Annotated in this window: 17 protein-coding genes; 5 read left to right on the top strand and 12 right to left on the bottom strand. The window is 58.6% G+C overall.

The window, feature by feature from the left end; genetic code table 11:
- Positions 1-45 precede the first annotated feature (45 nt).
- Entirely contained in the window at positions 46-630 is a 585-nt protein-coding gene (locus AC33YF_RS08305) for a hypothetical protein (protein ID WP_491776735.1), read from the bottom strand.
- A 375-nt stretch (positions 631-1005) separates the two neighbouring features.
- Here AC33YF_RS08305 and serA point away from each other — a divergent pair, with 375 nt between their 5' ends.
- Complete coding sequence (gene serA, locus AC33YF_RS08310) at positions 1006-2598, top strand: phosphoglycerate dehydrogenase (RefSeq protein WP_491776736.1); 1593 nt, start codon at positions 1006-1008, stop codon at positions 2596-2598.
- Positions 2595-3251, top strand: coding sequence for an HAD-IB family phosphatase (locus tag AC33YF_RS08315; RefSeq protein WP_491776737.1), 657 nt, complete (start codon positions 2595-2597; stop codon positions 3249-3251). Before serA ends, AC33YF_RS08315 begins: the two co-directional genes overlap by 4 nt.
- Positions 3252-3342: 91 nt before the next feature.
- On the opposite strand, the gene AC33YF_RS08320 is transcribed toward AC33YF_RS08315, so the two are convergent.
- The 7 genes from AC33YF_RS08320 to AC33YF_RS08350 all read right to left on the bottom strand — a co-directional run bounded on the left by AC33YF_RS08320 (position 3343) and on the right by AC33YF_RS08350 (position 11797).
- Positions 3343-3960 carry a hypothetical protein gene (locus tag AC33YF_RS08320; RefSeq protein ID WP_491776738.1) on the bottom strand — a complete coding sequence of 206 codons (618 nt, stop codon included), beginning with the start codon at positions 3958-3960 and terminating at the stop codon, positions 3343-3345.
- Between the two features lie 205 nt (positions 3961-4165).
- Positions 4166-5449 (bottom strand): HupE/UreJ family protein, encoded by a 1284-nt coding sequence (locus AC33YF_RS08325; protein WP_491776739.1) that lies wholly within the window; start codon positions 5447-5449, stop codon positions 4166-4168.
- A 5-nt stretch (positions 5450-5454) separates the two neighbouring features.
- Entirely contained in the window at positions 5455-7248 is a 1794-nt protein-coding gene (locus tag AC33YF_RS08330; RefSeq protein ID WP_491776740.1) for a hypothetical protein, read from the bottom strand.
- 12 nt (positions 7249-7260) lie between these two features.
- Positions 7261-8619 (bottom strand): guanitoxin biosynthesis MBL fold metallo-hydrolase GntH, encoded by a 1359-nt coding sequence (gntH, locus tag AC33YF_RS08335; RefSeq protein ID WP_491776741.1) that lies wholly within the window; start codon positions 8617-8619, stop codon positions 7261-7263.
- Between the two features lie 90 nt (positions 8620-8709).
- Positions 8710-9963 carry a guanitoxin biosynthesis MBL fold metallo-hydrolase GntH gene (gene gntH / locus AC33YF_RS08340; protein WP_491776742.1) on the bottom strand — a complete coding sequence of 418 codons (1254 nt, stop codon included), beginning with the start codon at positions 9961-9963 and terminating at the stop codon, positions 8710-8712.
- A gap of 184 nt (positions 9964-10147) precedes the next feature.
- On the bottom strand, positions 10148-11269 hold the full coding sequence (locus AC33YF_RS08345) for a DUF937 domain-containing protein (protein ID WP_491776743.1): 1122 nt from the start codon (positions 11267-11269) through the stop codon (positions 10148-10150).
- A 33-nt stretch (positions 11270-11302) separates the two neighbouring features.
- Positions 11303-11797, bottom strand: a complete 495-nt coding sequence (locus tag AC33YF_RS08350; protein WP_491776744.1) for a hypothetical protein — start codon at positions 11795-11797, stop codon at positions 11303-11305.
- Positions 11798-12045: 248 nt separating this feature from the next.
- Between AC33YF_RS08350 and AC33YF_RS08355 the strand changes: the two genes are divergently transcribed.
- Entirely contained in the window at positions 12046-12501 is a 456-nt protein-coding gene (locus AC33YF_RS08355; RefSeq protein WP_491776745.1) for a hypothetical protein, read from the top strand.
- A 99-nt stretch (positions 12502-12600) separates the two neighbouring features.
- Positions 12601-14427, top strand: coding sequence for a L,D-transpeptidase family protein (locus AC33YF_RS08360; protein WP_491776746.1), 1827 nt, complete (start codon positions 12601-12603; stop codon positions 14425-14427).
- 7 nt (positions 14428-14434) lie between these two features.
- Here AC33YF_RS08360 and AC33YF_RS08365 read toward each other — a convergent pair whose 3' ends face one another.
- On the bottom strand, positions 14435-16033 hold the full coding sequence (locus tag AC33YF_RS08365; RefSeq protein WP_491776747.1) for a class I adenylate-forming enzyme family protein: 1599 nt from the start codon (positions 16031-16033) through the stop codon (positions 14435-14437).
- 90 nt (positions 16034-16123) lie between these two features.
- Here AC33YF_RS08365 and AC33YF_RS08370 point away from each other — a divergent pair, with 90 nt between their 5' ends.
- Complete coding sequence (locus AC33YF_RS08370) at positions 16124-17626, top strand: FMN-binding glutamate synthase family protein (RefSeq protein ID WP_491776748.1); 1503 nt, start codon at positions 16124-16126, stop codon at positions 17624-17626.
- On the opposite strand, the gene glgB is transcribed toward AC33YF_RS08370, so the two are convergent.
- The 3 genes from glgB to pgi all read right to left on the bottom strand — a co-directional run.
- A complete protein-coding gene (gene glgB / locus AC33YF_RS08375; protein WP_491776749.1) occupies positions 17551-19800 on the bottom strand; it encodes a 1,4-alpha-glucan branching protein GlgB in 2250 nt (749 codons plus the stop codon). The two genes, AC33YF_RS08370 and glgB, sit on opposite strands and share 76 nt — an antisense overlap.
- 199 nt (positions 19801-19999) lie before the next feature.
- On the bottom strand, positions 20000-20731 hold the full coding sequence (gene pgl / locus AC33YF_RS08380; protein WP_491776750.1) for a 6-phosphogluconolactonase: 732 nt from the start codon (positions 20729-20731) through the stop codon (positions 20000-20002).
- Positions 20732-20740: 9 nt separating this feature from the next.
- On the bottom strand, positions 20741-22395 hold a 1655-nt coding region (gene pgi, locus AC33YF_RS08385; RefSeq protein WP_491776751.1), incomplete at its 5' end, for a glucose-6-phosphate isomerase.

A 22395-nucleotide genomic window follows, 5' to 3' on the forward strand; every position in this document is an offset into this window, starting at 1 on the left:
CCAGAGGCCAGAGCTTTTGATTCGTGTGATTGCTCGTATCAGCAGTTACCGAGCTGGGCCGAGCGCCGAGGCACGCGCAGTCTGAGTTTTGCGTCCCCTGAGACGCTTGAAGAAGCCGCGGTTGCGTGGAGCTGCCTCAGCTTGACGCGTGGCGCGAGGCGCTTTGGCTCGCGGCTGATTCAAAGGTCTTCCAAAAAGGCCTCGTCTTTTTGGCGGCAGTGCTGCCGCAACGCGGTCGATCACGGGCTCGGTAGCTGCGCGCCGCTTTGGCACGGCGGATGGTTTTGGCTTGTCAGCACTCGCGCCATCGCCAGCAGAAGCCGTCGCTGCCAGCGCAGCCACTTCGATCGTACCTTCGGGCAGGCCGTCCGACGCCGGATCGTTCATCTGCGCCTTGAACGAGCCAAAACTGTCGTTAGACGCGACCAGCGTCGACGCGACGTTGCTGGGAGAGCCAGTACCCACACCATCTCGTAGCGACCCAAGGGTGGGCCCCCAAGATGTGAGCATTGGCTTGTCATTGAGGACTGGAATCTCGTTCGCGCTGAGCGCTCTTTGAGGCTCCGGGGCCGGTGTCATCACAAACGCGATGCCCACGAGAAAACCGACAAATACAAAAAACTTGAACATGGCCAGATCTCCGAACCTGGCCCCCCGTAACTCGTAAGATGGGGGAGCACACTCAGTGTTTCAACCTTGCCCCTCGATTCTCTTGGCGGCGCGCCATTTCCCCCGAAATCAAGCCTTCGCGCGACGCCGAAGAGACGTTATCCCATGGTCTCGACCCCTGCTTCCTGATCCTTTTCGGTTGGTTAGCCCGATTGGTTAGCGGTTTTGGTTACCAGGCGTAATCCTCGATCGGCCGGCCCGGACGGCAACAATCCAAAGACCACGATGCACCATTCTTGGACCGAAGGCCTGCAAACCCTTGCGGCTCCGGCGCAGACTAGCGATCTTGCGCCGCAGCAACATCCGTGATTCCGGTTATCGACAAGGGGTTGTCCGATGAATGCAGTTGCCAGCGTCCTGATCGCTGATCCAATCCATGCCTCAGGTCGCCAAATTCTCGATGGTGACGATCGCTTTCGTGTTGATATCGAAACAGAGCTTGACGAAAAGGCTCTGATGGAACGCATCGGTGACTACGATGCGCTGATCGTCCGGTCCAAGACAAAGGTCACTCAGCCCGTCATCGAAGCGGCGACCCGACTCCGCGCCATCGGGCGTGCGGGAATCGGTGTCGACAACATAGACATTCCATCGGCGACGCAGCGCGGAATCGTCGTTTTCAATACCCCTGACTCAAATGCCACGACCACGGCGGAACTTGCCATTGCCCACCTAATGTCGCTGAGCCGCAATTTACCGAGGGCCGACCGCGCTGTGAGGGCGGGGGACTGGAAACCTTCGCGCTACTCTGGTGTTGAATTGTCGGGGAAGACAATTGGCGTCATCGGTTTCGGGACGATCGGACGCCTTGTCGCCGAACGCTGTGTCGCGCTGAAAATGCGGGTTATTGCTCATGACCCCTTCGTGGCGCCGGAAATTATGGCCGAGCATGGCGCAGAAGGTGTGGAACTCGAAAAGCTGCTGGCTGAAGCTGACTATGTCACGCTCCATTGCCCGCTAAGTGAAAAAACCCGCCATCTGCTGGATGGGCCGCGCCTCAGCGCGATGAAGCCGGGCGCACGGGTCATCAACTGCGCGAGGGGCGGCCTGGTCGACGAAACGGCGTTGTTTGATGCTCTGCAGAGTGGACATCTCGCTGGCGCAGCACTCGATGTCTTCGAGACGGAGCCGCCAAGGGGATCACCGCTTCTCGAGCTGGACAATGTTGTCCTAACGCCGCATCTAGGTGCTTCCACGGAGGAAGCACAAAAGGCCGTGAGCCTCCGCATCGCAGAAGACATGATTAATTTCCTTACGACGGGCGCAGCGGAGACGGCTGTTAATCTACCCCGCGTGTCGTCAGATCAACTCTCTCAAACCGTTCCCTATCAGAAGTTGGCCTTTGCACTTGGACGCCTTGTGGGGTCGCTCTGCGAAGGGCCGATATCTCGATTGGACGTGCGTTTGTTCGGACGTGTGGTGGAATTGGATTCACGGCCCGTCACGGCCGAGGCCCTTGTTGGGGTCCTAAGCCAGCGCATGACGGGGCGCGTCAATCGCGTCAATGCGAGCCATCTGGCAAAGTCGCAAGGGATTGAGTTGACCGAATCGAAAACCGAAGAAGCGCGTGATTTTCTCTCGCTCCTTGAGATCTCCGCGAAGTGTTGTGGGAAGACAAGCACCGTCGCGGGAACGCTGCTTGGCGGGAGCAGGGCACGGCTTGTGCGGATCGACGGTTACGACGTAGAAGCCGTTCCGGAGGGTACGTTTCTCTTCACCCGCCATCGGGACGAGCCGGGCGTTGTTGGTGCCTTGGGGAGTATTCTAGGGCGTGAGAAAATCAACATCTCGCGTATGCAAGTAGGCATCGGTGAGGATCCGACAATGGCCATCGCCTTGATTAGCATCTCGGCGCCGCTGCCCGCAGCGGCCATGGAAGAGATCCGTTCACTCGAGCCCATCAAGCAAGTCGTGAGCTTCGAGTTGTGACCGCCTCCGGCAGAAATTTCGACATTGTTTGTTTCGATTGCGACAGCACCTTGAGTCGGGTCGAAGGCATAGACGCATTGGCGCGTCGCGCCGGTGTGGAGGAGGAAGTTGTACCGTTAACCGAAGCGGCGATGGTTGGCGATTTGCGGCTTGATGAAGTGTACGGCAAACGCCTGGACCTTGTTCGCCCCGATCGTGCAGCAATCGAATGGTTGGGAAAGCTCTACGTGGAGGAGATAGTGCCCGGTGCTATTGAGGCGATAAACACGCTGCATGCGGCGGGAAAAGACGTTCACATCATTAGCGGAGGGCTGCGCCAGGCCATCCTTCCGCTTGCAGCTGAGCTCAGTGTGCCGTCGGAGAACGTCCATGCTGTAGAGGTGATCTTCGGCGATAACAATTCGTATGCGGACTTCGATCGCAAGTCGCCGCTTGCCCTTCCTGGGGGCAAGGCAGATATTTGCCGCTTGCTGGGCGGGAACGGGAAACCAGTCGCACTGATAGGTGATGGCGCAACCGATATCGAGGCGCGCGCAGCCGGCGCTTTTGTTGTTGGATTTGGCGGGGTTGTGATCCGCGAGAATGTGAAATCGGGAGCTGACGTTTTCACAGCCGGGCCATCTCTGACGGCGGCTGTCGATCCGATACTCTGACGAGCGCGTCGGCGCCGTTGCAAAAAGGGAGGCACCCTACGGTACCTCCCTCGAGTCGTTGCAGACATCGGCCCTCTGAGGGCCGGACTGGTTAACTCTTCATTGCGTCGTTGAAGTTCTTCGCGGCAGTTTCGATCGACTTCGCGAAAGCATTGCGCGACTGATCGAGTGCCTCGCTCATCGCATCCCACGAAGACTGACCGGCCTTGGCCAGTTCTTCAGCTTTTGCGGTCAGGTCTGCTTGCGCTTTCTTCGCCTCGGCTTGGAGTTGGGCGACTTGAGCCTCTGCCTGCGACTTATTCTGATCGTGCACGTCGTTCAAGCGCTGGATGTAGGTGTTGATCATATCCTGCCAGGCTTGAACTTGAGCCTGGGCGCGCGCCTGGAACATCGCCTGGTTGTCTTTGATGAGACCGGCCCAATCGCCGGAGTTATTCTGAAAGTTGTTCCAAAGCGCTTCTAGGTCAGCCTTCGCTTGGGCCACGGAAGCCTCGCCTTGTGCCTGTGCGTTTTTGACGTCGTTTTGTCCCTGCTGAATCCACTGATTGAGCTGGTTGATGGCCTGCTCGGCTTGCGCGCGCGAGTTTGCGTCAAGCTTGTCCAGATTGGCCTGGAGCGTGCTGGCGTTCGCGGCCATTTCGTCGAGACGTGCTTTGGCCCAGTCGACAAAGACATTCACACTGTTCTGAAGGGGGGATTGCTCACTCATATCTCAAGCCTCACTTGCTTGGCGTTTCCGATTGGCGTTGACCCTAAAGCGGGTTCTTTTTAACGGCTTCAAGGCAGCGCCATGCGCCCAGCAAGCCGTATTGGGTAAGGCGATAACGTGCGCCAGTAACAAATATATGGCGATTAGGGACGTACCGACCAGCCTACAAAAGACCTATGGGCCAGAATAGCGTTACGCATCGTGTTCAGACTGTCTCGACAATCGCTGGGAGCCGCTCGAGTGACCAATAACCTGCCACGACGATACAGGTCACGGCGATGCCAAGCCGCGCATAGTGCCAAGAGGTTGCGCTGAGCCGCTTTAGCAGAAGTAGTGCGGGCCAAACGAGGAGGACAATAGCGAGTTGGCCAATTTCGACGCCTACGTTGAAGGCGAGAAGGCTCTGCCAAAGATTGGGCGAGTCGATTTTGAGAATCTCATGCAGGACGAAGGAAAAGCCGAGTCCATGGACCATCCCGATCGCGAAGGTAACAAAGAACATCGTGCGTTCGCGCGCCGGGTGACCTTCCTCGGTAAGAATCGCAACAGCAGCTGCATATACTATGGAGAGTGCAATGCCGAACTCTACCGTCGGGATAAACCAAGCTCCGCTTGGGACGTATCCCAGGAAGCCCAGCGTGAGCGTAACGCTATGGCCCAAGGTAAAACCAGTGACGCGCGAGACCAGACTGCCCAGTCCCGTTGCACCGATTACGATGCAGAGTACGAACAGGACGTGGTCCAGGCCGCCTAGAATATGATTGATGCCCTCGATGACGAAGGACCATGCCGCCGAAGCATGCGATGAAGTTATCGTGACGGGCTCGGTCATCAGGCCTTGCGCGCGAAAGACCCTTACGCCGCCTGAGCCATAGTCGAGGATCACATTTGCAGTCTGATCCTGGCCAGGGATTTTGGGGTCGAGCGTGCTTGATAGGGCATACGTTGGAACGGCGCCGCCCGCGTCGTAGTCCAGGAGGACGTCCACCAGCGCGTCACCCACATAGGTCTCGCCGACATTGTCGGGGAACACCGGGCCTGCGCTGAGAGCGGCCTTTGCCTCGTCCAGCGTGGCGAAGCCTGGCTGATCGCCGATGGGATAGACCCGAACGGTCAGCACCTTTGGTTTGATCTGTTTACCGCCAGCTTCGACTCTCACCGCATCGGCTGCGAGCTCGCCAAGGCCGAGTGGGTCGCTCTTCAGCGCATCCACATCGATCAGGTGCATTAGGCCTTGTTCTTCGTACCGATTCGTCGTGAACGGAGGCGCCTCGGGAAGCCCATCTTCGCCGATAGGGCCGCGTTCGCCCGCCACGAAGTAGGGCATGGGCATCCTGACATAGAGCCGCAAACCATCCGGCGTGTGCTCCACTTGGAATACGCGAACATTGAGATTCAGGTTGAAATGAGCCTGAGCGACACCGAGACCCAAAACGGCTACGAAGAGGGCAAATGCTAGAGAAGCGGTGAAAAGCCCGGTCTGCCGCATGCCAGCTATTGTCTCATGTCCGCATTGAGAATGGTAAGCCCGCGCAGCTTCCACACACCATCCGTCTCTTCAAGATCCAAGAGGCCACGATAAGCGACGCGTTGCCGATGCTCATGACCCCAATGGCCTCCACTCATGTTTGCGATCCAGCGCGCAAGCACGCCGATCCCACCGTCACGCGGCTCGATGTTCTCGATCGTGACGTCGTCAATATCGTCGGTGAGCGCGCGTGCACCGGTCGGAAGGGTCACCGACAGCCCGCGCCGCATCTCGTCTCCGACGGGCTGAACCTCCTCCGGGGGCACGAATGCGGCTAGTGCAGATGTAAAGGCTGCCTCCTCTGTTTCGAGCATGGCCGTTGCGGCGTTTGTGAGGATGGCCTTCGATATCTCTGTCGAGGCCTGACGATCCGGCTGCCCTGGCAGCGGAACAGAAACTAAGAACGCTGGCAGAGTCGCGGCTGCGCCAGCTAGAGCAACGGCACTGGCGGTACCCCAGCGCCAGCGGCCTGATGGGCCACGGAGGGCCTTGATCCCGAGTGCCAGCCCAAGAACTAGAAGAAGGATCGAAAGGAAGGGAAGCGTCACAGCGCTTGTTGCGTCAGCTCTGACCACCGCGACTTCAGGATCTTTCCAGGTCTTCAGAAAGTTGGTCCATCGGATCTTTGGGCTGTCCGGCGTGGCCCAATCCGGCACGGGGCCGGCAGGATCGGACACGCCGACGGGAATTCTCTGTGCCGCGTCTGTGAACAGTTCCCAGATCATGTCCACCGTCTGGGGCAACTTGCTGTGCGGGTAAGATAGAATGACGCCCATGAGAGCCGCATTGCGGTCCAAAGCCTGCGGATCTTCGATCGGGGTCACACCCTCAGCCCCAACCTCCAAGAACATCGCGGTCACGGATGCTGGCTTGACCTCCTTACCGTCGATCAGAAGCGGCGGAAGTGTTTCGAAATAGCGGACGGCGGCAGCCTCAATCACTTCCACTTGTGCGCGGTCGAGGGTCGCGGAGGGCCCTAAGTCGAGATCAGTCCATTCGTCCAAATCCCGCAATCGAAAAATGATCTCGTGCCGCACCTCGCGCGGCGCGATCGTCAGGAAGGACATGATTGCTGACTGGTGATGCCGCCGCAGGTTTGGATTTTCGAAGGCCGTGTACCACGGGTCCTTCCAGTCGAGGCGCACCTGCTCCGCTCGCGAGAGAAAGCGATAGTCCGTGACAGGCACGCTGCCATGGTAGGCGATGAATCCAAGATTAACCGATGCCAAACCTTGAGCGCCGATCGGAGGAACAAGCGTGAGGTTGTCCGGCTTGTCCTCGAAGGGATAGTCGAGTTCGACATAGATGACGCGATCGCCTCGGGGAGGCGGGGCAGGGCTGTTGCGGGTGCGCGGCGCCACACCCGCAACCCGACGCGGCGTCCGATCCCTCACCTCAATCATTCGGACGTCCGGGGCGATCCTAAGTCCATCCCCGTCGCGCACAGCGAATGCCTCGCCTGTCACCTTGGAAAGTCGCGCGGGATCGGGTTCGCTGCCTTCTGACAGTGCCTCCGCACCGCCGGGCACGAAGGCTGTGTAGTCCGCAAAGTCGATCTCGAGCTGCACCCGTACGCGGTCGTCCAGGATCCGCACTTCCGCAAAATTCGGCGCTGTGTGGGCGCCATTCGTGTTCATGAGGTCTGCCGCCGCGAAGTTTGGCCAAATCGCGGAGGCAAGAGCGAGGATCGAAACAACGAGAAAGCCAGTGCGCAGCGCGCACGCCACCGGCTTCCACATCAGCAGACTAGACCTCCGCATCGCGCGGCTGGATCATTCGCCTTCGTTCTCCTTCTCGTCGGCCGGATACGGGAAGTCGCGTCCAACCGCTTCGATAGCCTCTTTGTAAATGGGCCGAAGCACGTCATCCACGTCCAATGTCCCGCTCTCGATAAACTCCGAATAGCCGATAGCCTCTTCGGGAACGCCCGTCTTCTCGCTGAACGTTTTACGGTCGGCCATGTTTGGCGGCATGGCTGGACGTGCCAGAGGCGGCGACCAGGTGCGGTCCTCGACCACGGCGAGGCGTTCTGTGATCTCGTCCTTGCTTACGTTCCAGACCATGAAATCTTCTGCGAGGCTCAGCGGACCGTCATAGGTCGAACGGATGCGCTCAAAGACTTCGCCCGTGGTGTCATAGTCCTTGAAGAAGTGATAGGCGACGGCCATACGCGGTGTGATCTCGCTCATGACCTTACCGAAGGCTTCAGGAGCGGTATGAATCTGCGTGCCGACCATAAGCGCCGACTCCGGAGTGAAGCGCATCTTGCTCACAAGCGATGGCACCGCGATGAAGCACTCGTGAATTGCGATGTCGGCGTCCTTCGCATATTCGACGAACCACTTGTTCGGATAGGTATCGCTTGAGAAGGCGAACTTCAGACCGTTCCACTCAAGAACGAAGCTTACCGGCCCGTCGATTGAATGAATTGCCGGAAACGAGCGGATCGTGACGCCGTTCTCGTCATAGATCACGGCGTTTTCGCCCTTGTAGTCGAACTCGTTGACCTCCAACTCAAAGCCTCGGAAATCGATCATGCCGGCCCGGCCCGCGAGGTCCCACGTCAACATCTGCATCATGCCGTCCAAGGCATGCGCGGTCCCGAGTTCCGGGGAAGGGCCGCTTGGGCCCCAAACACGCAACGGGACGTTGCGCCCCATGATCGCACCGCCGATAAACAGATCGTGGAGGGCGCCAAAATGATCCGTGTGCAGATGGCCTATAAAGACCTTATCGAGATAATTATAGGGAATCTGCAGGGACGAAATTCGCTCTGCAGAGCCCGATCCGATGTCGAAGAGGAACTTGTCTCCGTTCCCCAGTTCCACCAGGAAGCAGGCGGCCGCCTGCGCCGCGCGCGTCGTCGGCATGCCGGTGCCGCACGCAATCACGCGCATCTCGTCAGGTTTTAGGTCCTCAGTGTTCGGGAAGTACGTGTCCCGCGGCCGCTGACTCACCTTTGTCGGGGAGACCGGGATTTCTTTCTCTTCTGCCACTGCAGGCTGAGGCGTGGCGAGGCCCAGCAGCTCGTTTCCGGCACGCTGCAATGACGCCTCTGGCGCAAACAGCGCCCAGCTAAGAGCTAGGCCACCAATCACGAATAGGCGGGTGAGCCACAAGGACGGTTTCATGGAGCACCTCCGGGTTCCGTTTGGGCACTCCCGAGCGGTGCCCCTTATCGTTGGGTGAATCCTACCATACCAAAAAGTGCTGATGGGCGCCTAGTTGGGCGCCGGAATGTGTGTGCCAAACTGCTCGTTGGTCGTGTCGTAGATCTTCTGCACAACGTCCGTGAAGACCTCCCGGCCGTCCATGATGAACTTGGTGAAGCCAATGCGTTCATTGGGGTCGGCGGGCAGTTTCGGGGTCACTGACGGAAGCGGCCAGGCGTCTTCGTTGAACACGGCCATGCGTGTGCGGATGTCGTCTTTGGTGACATTCCAAACCATGTAGTCGACCGCAAGTGACAGCGGACCGTCATAGGTCGATCGAATGTCAGCCTCGACCGTCGGGGCCGTATCGAAGTCATTATAGAAATGGTAGGCGACGGCCATTCGTGGTTTGGTCAGGCTCATCACCTTGCCGAACATGGACGGGGCCGTGTGGACTTGTGTCCCGACATTCAGCGCATCCTCGACAGGGAATTTCTGCTTCGTCACCAAAAGCGGCGGCGGCAGGAAACACTCATGGATAGCAATATCCGCGTCCTTCGCGGACTCCAGCCACCATTCGTTAGGATAGGTGTCGCTTGAAAATGCAAATTTCAGTCCGTTCCACTCCAGGATGTAGCTCACAGGCCCATCGAGTGCGTGGATGGCTGGGATGCTCCGTATCTGGACTCCGTTCTCGTCGTAGACGATTTGGTCCACGCCTTTGTAGTCGAACTCGTTGACCTCGAGCTGCTGCCCCTTCGTGTTGACGTTGCCAAGCCGCGAGGCGGCGTCCCACGTCAGCATCTCCTGCATCTTTTCTACCGCGTAGGCGGTGCCGTATTCAGGCTTGGTGCCGCTTGGCCCCCAGATTCTGAGCGGCCGCTGGCGATTGGAGATCACGCCTCCGACCCATAGGTCGCCAAGATCCCCGAAGTGATCGCTGTGAAGGTGGCCGATAAAGACCTTATCGAGATAGTCGAACGGGATCGACAAGGCGGAAAGCCGCTCGAATGAGCCACTCCCAATATCGAAGATGAACTTGTCTCCATTGCCGAGTTCAACGAGGAAGCACGCAGCAGCCTGCTTCGGCCGCGCGCTGGGCATGCCGGTTCCACAGGCAGTCACACGCATCTCGTCTGGTGCAAGAGCCTCCGTGCCGGGATAGTAGACGTCCCGGTCAGACAGTGGCTTGACCGGAGAGAAGGTCTGCGTCTCGGGGGCTGGATCCGTCCCCGCGTGTGCCTCCGTCGTACCAATGAGACGATCCACGGCCTCAGCGAAGGCGCGCAAGCGATCCTCGGGAGCGAAGATCCATGCCCCCATGAGAAGGCCGCTTCCCACCAAAGCTAGCCTCGCAACTCCTCGCATACTCTGATTCCTCCCAAGCGTTGATCTTGGACAACTCTTCCTTTGACCATTTTAGACGAGACGCCAACTTGGAGAAAGCGACGGGACCGCCAGGTTCTGCCCGCGCGAGGTCTCGGGCGAAGCGGTCACGGCAAAGCCATCAGTCCGGCTCGGGCCGTGTTGCCGCGAAGCCATCGAGGACTTCCTGCAGGCTTTCGATTTGCTGGTCGGCAATTCGGGTCCCGTGCTCCAGCGCGTCACCAAACAAAAGGGCGCCGGCGCCCGTGGCCGCAAGAGATTGACGACCCGCTCCGCCTTGGTTCAGGGCGCCGTCCAGGACTTCTTTCAAGATATCACCGAAGATGCCGCCGCCTTGAGGCTGCGACTGTCCACTGCCGCCAGGTGGCTGCCCGCCCGGCAAGCCACCTGGACCGATGATTACGGGCTTAATGCGCCCCTCTTGGACGGCCTTGCCAAGCTCTTTAAGGATCTGTCCGAAGATGTCGCCACCTGGCGTTTCAGGACCCATCGGAAAGGATTGGTCTCCACCGGACGCGGGCGGTTTCGGAACTGGATGCGATTGTGGGCGGCCGCCCGGCATCTCAGGCGAGGCATCGGGGATTGGGAACTTTGGCGACTGTGGTTCCGAAGCTACTCGGCGGCCGTCGCCAAGCGAATCCAGAATGTCGCCGATTGGCGGTACGGGGCTTCCTCCAGGTTGGTCGAAGGTTGACCCGCCACTGCCCTGCTGGAAAATCTCACGGAAGATATCGAAGATCCCGCCCCCACCAGTGCCTGGACCGGGTTGTTGGGGCTCGGGCTCTCGTGGCACCGGCTGCTGCGGCGCGGGCTCGGCCCGGCCCGACCCACCTCGCATGAGCCCCGAAAGCAGCATCCCTACCAAGACAGGCAAGATTTTCTCAAGGATCGCGCCACCCACACCGGACAGTTGCTGCGCATGTGAGGCGACTGCATGACTTGCCTCTGGTGAACCGAACAAATTTTCTAAGAGGGCGTTGCCGGAGGCAACGCCCTCCGCAGAGAGCGCCGCATCGGGATCATCGTACATGGCGAAGAGAGTGGGTTGCCGACCTGCAACGTCGAAGAGTTCTCCCAGGCCCTCGGGGGTTGCCGTCGAGCGCTTTAGGCCCAAGGAGATTGCAGGCAAGAGGGCGCCGACGGCGGCCTCGGCCTGCTCCGGCGTTATGTCGTATGCTCGGGCGATGAGGTCCGCCGCTCCGCCGTTCTGAGAGCGGGCGAGAATCTCCTGTAGCGTCGCCATGCTGCAGTCCTTCCTTCCAGGTGCTGATGCGTCTCAAGCATTCAGGGTCTTCTGTATGTCGGCCAGGGTTGCCTTCTCGGCATCGCTTACCCTGACGCCACCAAAACCGAGGAACCCGCCCTCCTTTGACGCCTCAGCCACCTTTTGACTGATCTCCTCGAGCCAGCTCTTGAAGCCGGCCGCGTCCTCTGGCGCCTTGGCGTCCAGAATTCGGGCGACATCCGTCAGCACGGCAAGTGCGCTTGGCACAACTTCGTCCGGTTTGATGCCGGTGAAGCGGGCTTTCAGTGCCTCTTTGAGTTCGCCGCGGCCATCCGCCGTTTCAAAATCGGCGACAACGGCTTTGACGAGCTGATTTGCATCGGGATCGGTTTTCGCTGTGACGAGCGCCGAACCACTTGCAAACGACTCCTTTAGCATGCCCCACAAACCACTTGGGTCCGCCGCCGTTATCGCCATGCCCGCGATGGTTGGGCTCATCAAGATTGTATTCCACTCGTCGGGTGTGAAACTGTTCTTGTCTGCCATAGACGTCTCCCTGTGTCGCGATAGCTGTCTTCTATCGAAATGCTCTTGCTCGACGCCGCTCGCTCTAAAACCGGTTGACCCGGGCGATCGGTCGCCACGCTGTATCCTCTTCGATCAGGTTGGTTCGGCAACCATTTTCTGCGAAAGAATTGTCCGAACAAGGCAGTTTGTACCAAGGTTGGCCTTGTAAATCTGCGGCGATGACTGCACGTAGGGAATCGGCTGATACAAATTGAGAGGTTGGGGGTATGCGTTCGCTAGCGTCGTGCGTCTGTACGGCCCGTGCTGCTATTGTGGCTGCAGTTCTCGCCGTTAGCTTTTTGTTCGCAAGTAGCGCAGCGAATAGCGCCATCAAAGACGCGGTCGGCATTGAACTCAACAAATTGAGCGATGCCGGCGGCGGATGCCAGGCTTACTTCCTATTCGACAATCAGGGGACCGATGGCTACGGAAAACTCAAGATTGATCTTGTAGTTCTCAACTCTGACGCGGTTTTCGAGCGCTGGTTCGTGTTGAACGCGGCACCACTCGAAGCAAAAAAGCGAACAATGAAGATGTACGAGTTTTCTCAGTTGTCATGCGACGAGATCGGGAGTTTCCTAATCAACGGTGTTGTGGAGTGTCAGCAGGGCAAACGTTCTAAGAAGGATTGCGAAAAGCGCTTGGTACCATCGAGCCGTGTTGATGTTGAGCTCATAAAATAGATCGACGCAGAAAACATACTTAACGTCACGTTGTTGTAACTACTTTCTCCGAGAACAATTGGGAGTTAGCAACAGACCGAATCGCCGCAAGGAGCTCTTATGAGGATCGCGCGCCTCCATACTTTGGCACTCCATACTTTGGCACTCCTTTTTGCTACGGCGCTCCCACTGAGCGCGACTGCGTCTGAAGGGCTTTTTTCGCCAACAGTGACGGCGCCGGAAGAGTTCGGACTTGAGCCGCACTGGATCGAGCTAGTTTCGACAGGGTCCAGAGCGGCGATCGATGCCACAGCTAGTCAGGGCGAAACCTCGGACACGGCTTCGGTTTATGAGGAGGCCTTAGACAGCCTGGCTGTAGTACGTCCGACATTGCCATATGGAGCGGAAGAAGGGCGGGAAGACCCTCGGACCCTTGAGCCGATTGCCTATATTAATGTGCAGCAGAAAACACTGCTGCCTGCATCGACCGCGCTGGGCTCGCGTTCGGTTGTGCGTACTTCGCCTATCGAGCTGACAGCCCCTGCACTGAAGAAGTCGCAACTCGTTGCCAGACTAATGACGGAGCCGTTGAACGAGATGGTCGTTCGAGACGAGCTCAAATCCAGCAGATCAGGGGAGCTGCTCGAACCTCGGAACATCCTTGCGACACAGATTAACGGCAAAGTTATCGCCCAGCCTGTCACAGTCATTATCTCGTTGAAGGATCAGCAGCTCGATGTCTATCGGGGGCTTGAGCGCGTTGAAACTACGCGCATTTCGAGTGGCAAGCCGGGATACCAAACGCTAACAGGTGTTTTCGGCATCCTGCAGAAAAAGCCAGAGCACTACTCGAACCTCTACGACAATGCTCCGATGCCCTGGATGCAAAGGCTGACGCGGACCGGCACAGCGTTGCATGCGGGCGAGGTGCCGAAGCGTCCAGCTTCCCACGGCTGCATACGCATGAACCATGACTTTGCACCAAAGCTCTTTCGCATGACGGAGATCGGAGGCAAGGTGGCGACGCTCACCGGATCGATGGTTGAGCCGAAGCTCATTGAAAACAACACGCTGGTGATGCCGCGCTCGATTGCCGATCTCGGCGAAATGGCCGAGAAAAGTATAAAGGCGGGGGTTCGCGAAAGCGCATTGGCCGCTGCGGGATCGCCGAGTGCCACGGTAAGCAGCCAAGCTAACGCGAGCACGAGATACGAGCGGCCGTGGCACATGCTCGTGACTCGCCGAGAGCAGCGAGACATCGCCATTGGCGTGCAGGAAGCACTCGCTGCGATGGGCTACCTTGAGCCGCAAGACAAGTTTGTGGGTTATATCGGAGCAGGCACCCAAAAGGCCATTCGTGCGTTTGAGAAAGACCATGGGCTACGCCCGCGTGGCGTTTTCAACGAGAGAATCGCGACGAAGATCTACGAGGAAGCTGGCAAGGGTCCGCTTCCCGACGCCTATCTGTTCCTTCGCCGAGGGTTCAGCCAGGTGCGCAATGTCCCGGTTCAGCTTCGCGATCCAGAAAAGCCGCTCGGAACACATCTGTTCACTTACGGGTATTCTGCCGAGCGAGGAGAGCCAGGTTGGGTAGGCATCAGCCTTGAAGGTGAAGACTCCGAGAAAGTGCTCGATCGGATCACCATCCCAGACGCCATGCGAGATGAGATCGCCAAAGGCCTCACCTCGGGCGCCTCGTTCATCGTTGCAGACGTTGCCAAGCACTCGTCAGTACTGCCCGAAGGCGACGACTTTATCGTGCGCACAAACGACTCGGCCAAGTCGGTCGGGGTGGCAAAGAGGCCTACTGCTAGGAAGCGCAAACGCGCATCGACGCGCCGCGCTGCGCCGCCCAAGAAGAGAGTAGTTCGCGCTCAACCGCAGCGAAATAAGGTGCGACGCACTGTTTCCGGACCACGCGGCTTCGGGCCATTCAGACGCCGTTAGAGCAGCCTTACTTGAGTGTGGTCTTTGAACGCTCAAATGCTGCGCGTAGTTGCCGTCGGAGCAGTTTCCCATTTGGTCCTTTGGGGAGCACCTCGACTTCAGTATAGATGCGCGGACATTTGTAGCGTGCTAGGTGCTCCGCCGCGTACATCTCCAAGTCGGTTTGCTCAACTTCACCATTAGCAACGAAGAATAGAGCGATCACGGTGGTATCCGCCTTAACCAAGACCTCGACCGCAGCGCTTTCCGCAACACTAGGGTGCGCGTTCAACGCGTTCTCGACCTCAAGCGGCGACACGCGGATGCCGCCAGCGTTCATCATATCGTCGGCGCGCCCGAGATAGGTGAGTGCGCCATTCGGAGACATGCTCACGAGGTCTCCCGTGAGAAACCATTCTCCCTCAAAGCGTGCTGCTGTGTCGGCCGCAGCGCCCCAGTAGTACAACATCATGCCAGGGTCCCGTCGCGAAATGCTGAGGACGCCTGGTTCGCCGCGCTTCACGGGAGCCCCGTCGCCCAACACGGCAAGGCGCCGCCCGGGTTGCGGAAAGCCCAGAGTCCCATCGGGGGCAGGTCGGCTTGGACTCCCCGATATGAAGGTGGAGCATTCGGACATGCCGAACGCCTCGAAGATCGGTGTGCCTGTAGCAGTCTCCCAAGCCGACCGCGTCGCATCAGGCAGCTTCTCGCCGGCCGACAGCCCATGGCGAAGCGATGGAGAGCGGTTTGGAGGCCTCCTGAGCAGTTGCCGATAGACGCCAGGCGATGCGGCGAACATCGTTGCGTCATACATCTCGATAAGTGCGCCGAGTTGATCCGGTTTCACGCCGTTCGAGGGGATGAGCGATGTGGCGCCGCATGACCAAGGATCCAGCAATCCGGTCCCAAGCGTATACGTCCAATTGAAGGATCCTGCGTGCATCAGCCGGTCGTCTTCATGAAGACCATACCAGCCGTCCCACATCATCCGGCGCGCCCAGATCGCACGGTGAGCATGCGTAACCGCACGTGGGCTACCTGATGTGCCAGACGTATAGATGATGTAGCCGGGCCGATGGGGATCGCCCAGCGAATAAGTCGCTGGCGGCAACGAATAGAGACTTCTAAATAGTTCGAGCCCGACCACGGTGCACGGCGTGTTTGCTGGAAGGGCGATCTCTGGCCCAGCAACGATCAAGCTGGGCGAAACATCCTCGACGATCTGAGAAACCTCGTCTTCCGTCAGCAGCGCGGATGTTGGGACCGGTACGATGTCGGCTGCAAGTGCAGCCAAGTAGCAGATCGGAAAATCGGTGCTGTTGCCGAGGCGCATGAGTAGACGGTCACCCGGCTGCAGACCCAGTTCGAGCAGCCCACTCGTTGCGCCAAGCACCGCGGATTCCAGTTCGCCATAGGTCCAGGTTTCCGCGCCATCCGTCGAAACCACAGATAGCGCCGTCTTCTCGTGAAGCTCGCCTGCCCGTGACAAGACGTAAGCGGCCAGGTTGAACGGTTCGGGGCAGGGCTCTGGAAGGCCTTGATCGAAGATTGCATCCATCGAGAGCCTGCTACGCGCTTCATGTTCGCCGTGCAACCCTCTCAATGCGTCAAGCGAACGTGATGTCATGTGTGATGACCTCGGTCTGTCAGTCGGGACAGGCTTGTATCTGGCAGCTCAGTGTTGCCGGTTCTGACTGAGGCGGATGGAGCAGACCCCATGTCGAATTTCGATTCACTGTCGAGCTTCACCATGGAAGGGCTCGGCTTTCTCTCAACGCTCTTCATTTTTGTAATCGGGCTTGCTGTCTTGGCCATTGCGGTCGTCTTCGTGATCGACGTCACCCAGAAGCGCGATGCCGTGCGACGCAATTTTCCAGTGCTCGGCCGCTTTCGCTACGTGTTCTCCAAGCTTGGGGAGTTTTTTGGGCAGTACTTTTTTGCGATGGATCGGGAGGAGATGCCGTTCAATCGCGCTGAGCGTGAGTGGGTCACCGCCTCGGCAGCAGGTCATGACAACACGGTGGCTTTCGGCTCGACGAAGAATCTTACGCCCGTTGGTACCGTGATCTTTGTGAACTGCCCATTTCCGACATTGACCGAGGACTCTGTTCCCACCCCGCCGATCACCATTGGTAAGTACTGCGACAACCCTTATGAGTCGCGGTCGATCATCAACATTTCGGGGATGAGCTACGGCGCGCTCTCGCAGCCGGCGGTTCGTGCGTTGTCAAACGGTGCCAAGCTCGCCGACTGTTGGCTCAATACCGGCGAGGGCGGTCTGTCTCAGCACCATCTGGATGGGGGTTGTGACATCGTATTCCAGATCGGCACTGCCAAATATGGTGTGCGAGATATGGATGGCCAGTTGGATCTGGATCGTTTGCGAAGCGTCGCCGGGCATCCGGAAGTCAAGATGTTCGAGCTGAAGATGAGCCAAGGTGCGAAGCCCGGCAAAGGCGGCATCTTGCCAGCGGTAAAGGTGACTGCCGAGATCGCCGCCATTCGCGGGATACCTGTACAGCAGGCGTCCCTTTCTCCAAACGGACACACTGACATCCGCAACGTTTCGGAGCTTGCGGATATGATCGAGCGCATTCGCGAAACCACAGGCAAGCCGGTCGGATTTAAGACCGTCGTCGGAGCTTATGGCTGGCTGAACGGGTTGTGTGAGGAATTCAGCCAACGGGGTATCGAATCCGCGCCGGACTTCATTACGGTGGACTCCGGTGACGGCGGCACGGGTGCTGCGCCAATGCCCCTAATGGACAATGTGGGCTTGCCGGTTAAGGAATCGCTCCCAATGGTAGCCGATATCCTCACCCGTCATGGGATGAGAGACCGCGTCAAGTTGATCGCGTCCGGCAAGCTCATCACACCTGCGGAGATTGCGTGGGCCTATTGCGCGGGCGCAGACGTGGTCGTGTCAGCGCGTGGCTTCATGTTTTCGCTGGGATGCATCCAGGCCCTCAAATGCAACAAGAACACTTGTCCCACCGGGATCACCACACATGATCCGCGCTTGCAGCGCGGGCTCGACCCCAGGGACAAGGCGGTGCGCGTAAAGAATTACGTTGAGCGTGTGAGATACGATGTGGGCGTTATCGCCCATTCGTGCGGCGTCCCCCATGCGCGCGCGCTGAAGCGCTACCACTGCCGGCTTGTGCAGAGTTCAGGCAAGTCGGTCCCGCTGGATGAGCTCTGTCCGCCGGTGGCCGCTTGATGTTCGGGCGTGAAGACGACGGTGGCCAGCGGCGGCAGGGTCAGGTTCAGCGAGTAGGGGTGACCATGGCGGGCCACCTTGTCGGCCTTTACCGAGCCCAGGTTGCCAACGCCGGAGCCGCCATACGCTTCGCAGTCCGTATTGATGCGCTCCAGCCAACGTCCGCCGGACGGCACGCCGACACGGTAGCCTTCACGTGGAACCGGTGTGAAGTTGCAGACCACAAGAGCCGGCGGGTCGCCAATGTTCCCCACACGCAAGAAGGCGATCACGCTTGCTTCGTTGTCCGTCGTGTCCACCCAATCAAACCCGCGAGGTTCGCAGTCGAACACGTGTAGGGCCGGCGTTGTGCGATAGAGATGGTTGAGGTCGCCAATTAGCTTTTGCACACCCTTATGCATGCCATCGGCAAGCAAGTGCCAATCGAGACTCTGATCGTGGTTCCACTCGGCTTCTTGAGCGAACTCGCCACCCATGAAGAGAAGTTTCTTGCCGGGGTGTGTCCACATGAAGCCAAAATAGGCGCGGAGATTTGCGAACTTTTGCCAACGGTCTCCGGGCATTTTGTTCAGCAGTGAGCCTTTGCCGTGCACGACCTCGTCGTGTGATAGCGGCAACACAAAGTTCTCCGAGAACGCGTAGAGCAAGCCGAAGGTGAGTTTATCCTGATGATGACTGCGATGGATCGGCTCGTTCTGCATATAAACAAGGGTGTCGTGCATCCAACCCATATTCCATTTGAAGCCGAAGCCGAGCCCGCCCACATATGTCGGTCGAGAGACGCCTGGCCAGGATGTCGATTCCTCGGCCACGGTTGTGCTGCCTGGGTGTTCAGAGAATACGAGCTCGTTTAGCCGCTTGAGGAATGCGATCGCTTCAAGATTCTCATTGCCGCCATACCGGTTCGGGATCCACTCACCATCGTTGCGGCTGTAATCGAGATAGAGCATCGAGGCGACGGCATCGACGCGCAGTCCATCGATACCGAACCGTTCCATCCAGAATAGAACATTGGCCAGGAGGAAGTTCATCACTTCACGGCGGCCATAGTTGTAGATCAGCGTGTTCCAGTCTTTGTGGAAGCCGAGACGCGGGTCCTCATGCTCATAGAGAGCCGTGCCGTCGAAGCGGCCGAGCCCATGCGCGTCGGTGGGGAAGTGCGCGGACACCCAATCCACCATCACGCCGAGATCTTCGGCATGACACTGGGCCACAAAGTCTGCGAAGTCTTCCGGCGTTCCGAAACGAGACGTCGGTGCGTAGAGGCCGATAGGCTGATAGCCCCAGGAACCGTCGAACGGAAATTCGCTCACCGGCATCAGTTCGATATGCGTGAAACCGAGATCCTTAACGTAGGGAATGAGCTTGTGAGCGAGTTCGGCGTAGCTCAGATAGCGATTGCCCGTGCCTCGCATCCACGAACCGAGATGGACTTCGTAGATCGATATCGGTGCATGAATACTGTTAGCGTCCTTCCGCTCTGCGTGCCAGGGCGTATTGGTTGCTACGCGCGAGGGGAGCCCATGCACGATCGAAGCCGTCGCCGGAGGATGCTCTTGTTCGAAGCCAAACGGATCGGCCTTTAGCGGCAACAGCTCCTTATCCGGCCCAAGGATCTCATACTTGTAGAGCGCGCCGGCCTTCAGGCCGGGTACGAAGATTTCCCAGACGCCTGCTTCGGGTCGCTTTCGCATGACGTGGCGGCGTCCGTCCCAGTCATTGAATGGACCCACCACGCTAACGCGGGTCGCATTCGGCGCCCATACGGCGAAGGCAACACCATCGACGCCCTCGTGGCGGATCAGGTGCGCACCAAGCTTCTCGTAGAGGCGGTGATGTGTACCTTCGCTCAGGAGGTGCAGATCAAGCTCTCCAAGGATCGGACCGAACCGATATGAGTCATCAATCTCTTCGGTCACGTCTCCGCGCTTGGAACGCTTTAGATACTCGCTCGTGAACGTCATGGGGAGCTTAGCGCCGAAGAAGCCCGCCTTGTGCAAGCGGGTAAGCGGGATTTCTTCGCCGGTTTCCGGGTCGAAGACAGTGACGGAATCGACGTCGGGAAGAAAAGCCCGAACGGAAGCGCCATCGCGAGACCGTTTCAACCCAAGGACCGCAAAGGGATCGCCGTGTTCGCCGCGCGCAATAGCGTCCATCTCGGCTTGGCTCGGCATCCAGTCTTTACGCTGCAGGGGTTCGTTTGAAGTCGATGCAGGTTGCGTCACGTCGGGTTCTTCCAAGGGACTGACGAAGTTGAAAGCGTCGCACTATCTGAAATCTGAAAGCTTGACGATACTGCGGCACAGGACCCGATCGGGCGCAAGAGTTGTTTACGGCCTTGCCCGCGGGCCGAAAACGACGAGCCAGTCTTAGCTATGCCCAGCGCCCGGCAGCCGCTCGATCGGCAAACCAGAGAACCTCTCCCCGTGCTCGGATATGAGAGGCCGGAAAACTCTCGTCTCCAGATAGGATTTTGTCGAGTACCTCTCGCTTGCTTTCGCCGGAAACGAGAAAGGCAACGATCTCGCTGGCATTAATCGCGGGATAGGTCAGGGTGACCCGTTCCTCCACACGTCCTTTAGGGACTGCCGCGACCCAACGGTCGCGCACTTTTAAGACCGGTTCATGGGGCAGGAGCGATGCTGTGTGTCCGTCCTCGCCGAGGCCGAGCAGTGTGATATTGAGCAACGGCCGAGCGGCTTTGAGCGTGCTCGCTCCATAGAGATCTTGCAGCATCGCCTCGTAGTCTCGCGCGGACTCCTCCAGGGTGACGCCAACTGTTTCAACAGGATGAACGTTCTGCGGCGGTACGGGAACATGCGAGAGGAAGGCTACTCGCGCCATGCCGTAGTTGCTGGCTGGGTCGCTTGGGGGCACGAAGCGCTCGTCTCCGAGAATCCAATGAACGCGGTCCCAAGGCATCGTCGACTTGGCCGGCTCCTGAGCAAGCAGCTCGTACAGAGGTTTAGGTGTGTTTCCTCCGGACAACGCAACGACGGTCCGTTCCGGTCTAGAGGCCGCGTGTGCGCATAGAAATTCGGCCCCTTTCTGCGCCAGGTCGCCCGCGTCCTCACATATTCGCAACGTGCCAAATGCTGGTGTCATCTCGCTGCCCTATGTGAATTTGTGAGCCCGATACCGCCCAATAAGGGCATTGGTGGAGGAATCGTGGCTCAGGTTCGGCTCATCCTTAGCTTCAAGTTCGGGGATAATCCGATTGGCAAGCACCTTTCCGAGTTCCACACCCCATTGGTCGAACGAGTCTATGTTCCACACAGCACCTTGCGTGAAGACGCTGTGCTCATATAGCGCAACAAGCCGCCCCAGTGTCTTTGGGTCGAGCTTTTCGGCAAGGATCATATTCGTTGGCCTATTACCCTCTGTGACACGGAACGGCGTCTGCGCAGCAGGTGATCCTTCCGCTGTTAACTCCGCAGCCGTCTTGCCGAAAGCAAGCGCCTCGGCCTGTGCGAACAAATTGGCCATGAGCAGATCGTGCTGATGGGCGAGGGGGCTCAGTGGCGTTAGGAAGCCGATGAAGTCACATGGGATCAGCTTCGTGCCCTGATGAATGAGTTGGTAGAACGAGTGCTGACCATCTGTCCCAGGTTCACCCCAGATGATTGGCCCGGTTTGCAGGTCCACGTGTTTTACGGCCATATCCACATGCTTGCCATTGCTCTCCATCTGCAGTTGTTGGAGATAGGCCGGAAAGCGCTTCATATGCTCCGAGTAGGGGAGAACGGCGAGCGTCTGCGTGCCGAAGAAATTGTTGTACCAAACAGTCAAGAGTCCCATCAGCATGGGCAAGTTCTCTTCGGCCGGCGCCGTTCGGAAATGCTCATCCATCTCATGGAAACCGGCGAGCATGTCGCGGAACCCGTCTGGCCCGATGGCGATCATCGTAGAGAGACCGATCGCCGAATCCATCGAGTAGCGGCCGCCGACCCAGTCCCAGAACTGGAACATGTTGGCGGTATCGATGCCAAACTTCTCAACGCCCTCAGTGTTGGTGGAGTTAGCAACGAAGTGCTTCGCTACGGCGTCCTCCGACCCGAGCCTCTCGACCGCCCAGGCGCGGGCCGTCGCCGCATTCGTCATGGTCTCGAGCGTCGTGAACGTCTTGGAAGAAACGATGAACAGTGTTTCTTCGGCATTGAGATCTCGCGTGGCTTCATCGAAGCAGGCACCGTCCACGTTGGAGACGAAGCGGACCGTCATGTCGCGGTCCGAATAGGGGCGGAGAGCGAGATAGGCCATCTCTGGCCCGAGATAGGACCCGCCAATGCCAATGTTGATGACATTCTTGATGCGTTTGCCGGTATGGCCGACCCACTCACCGCTGCGGATCTTGTCGGCGAAGACGGACATGCGATCGAGCACGGCGTAAACGTCGAGCACGACATTGTGTCCGTCGACTTCGATCACTTTGTCGCGTGGCGCCCGCAAGGCCACATGCAGGACGGCGCGCTTCTCCGAGACGTTGATCTTTTCGCCACGGAACATGGCGTCGCGCCGCTCGGCAACTTTTCGCTCCTTAGCGAGTTCGACGAGTAGTAACTTTGTCTCTTCAGTGATGCGCTGCTTCGAGTAATCGAGCGTCAGTCCGGCCCCCTCAACCGTGAACTTCTCAGCACGGGAGGCATCCTCGCGAAACAAATCGCGCAGATGCACGCCCTTTATCATTTCGTGGTGAGCGGCAAGCTTCTGCCAGGCTGGCGTATCAGTGACGTTGGACATTGCAAAAGCCTCCTTAGCCGAGCGCCTTG

The sequence above is a fragment of the Methyloceanibacter sp. genome, from assembly GCF_058506495.1.

Bases quoted from the DNA above. Each gene is read 5' to 3' on its own strand.
- AC33YF_RS08305 (WP_491776735.1), bottom strand. From the start codon at position 630: ATGTTCAAGTTTTTTGTATTTGTCGGTTTTCTCGTGGGCATCGCGTTT.
- serA (WP_491776736.1), top strand. From the start codon at position 1,006: ATGAATGCAGTTGCCAGCGTCCTGATCGCTGATCCAATCCATGCCTCA.
- AC33YF_RS08320 (WP_491776738.1), bottom strand. From the start codon at position 3,960: ATGAGTGAGCAATCCCCCCTTCAGAACAGTGTGAATGTCTTTGTCGAC.
- AC33YF_RS08325 (WP_491776739.1), bottom strand. From the start codon at position 5,449: ATGCGGCAGACCGGGCTTTTCACCGCTTCTCTAGCATTTGCCCTCTTC.
- AC33YF_RS08330 (WP_491776740.1), bottom strand. From the start codon at position 7,248: ATGCGGAGGTCTAGTCTGCTGATGTGGAAGCCGGTGGCGTGCGCGCTG.
- gntH (WP_491776741.1), bottom strand. From the start codon at position 8,619: ATGAAACCGTCCTTGTGGCTCACCCGCCTATTCGTGATTGGTGGCCTA.
- gntH (WP_491776742.1), bottom strand. From the start codon at position 9,963: ATGGGGGCATGGATCTTCGCTCCCGAGGATCGCTTGCGCGCCTTCGCT.
- AC33YF_RS08345 (WP_491776743.1), bottom strand. From the start codon at position 11,269: ATGGCGACGCTACAGGAGATTCTCGCCCGCTCTCAGAACGGCGGAGCG.
- AC33YF_RS08350 (WP_491776744.1), bottom strand. From the start codon at position 11,797: ATGGCAGACAAGAACAGTTTCACACCCGACGAGTGGAATACAATCTTG.
- AC33YF_RS08355 (WP_491776745.1), top strand. From the start codon at position 12,046: ATGCGTTCGCTAGCGTCGTGCGTCTGTACGGCCCGTGCTGCTATTGTG.
- AC33YF_RS08360 (WP_491776746.1), top strand. From the start codon at position 12,601: ATGAGGATCGCGCGCCTCCATACTTTGGCACTCCATACTTTGGCACTC.
- AC33YF_RS08365 (WP_491776747.1), bottom strand. From the start codon at position 16,033: ATGACATCACGTTCGCTTGACGCATTGAGAGGGTTGCACGGCGAACAT.
- AC33YF_RS08370 (WP_491776748.1), top strand. From the start codon at position 16,124: ATGTCGAATTTCGATTCACTGTCGAGCTTCACCATGGAAGGGCTCGGC.
- glgB (WP_491776749.1), bottom strand. From the start codon at position 19,800: ATGCCGAGCCAAGCCGAGATGGACGCTATTGCGCGCGGCGAACACGGC.
- pgl (WP_491776750.1), bottom strand. From the start codon at position 20,731: ATGACACCAGCATTTGGCACGTTGCGAATATGTGAGGACGCGGGCGAC.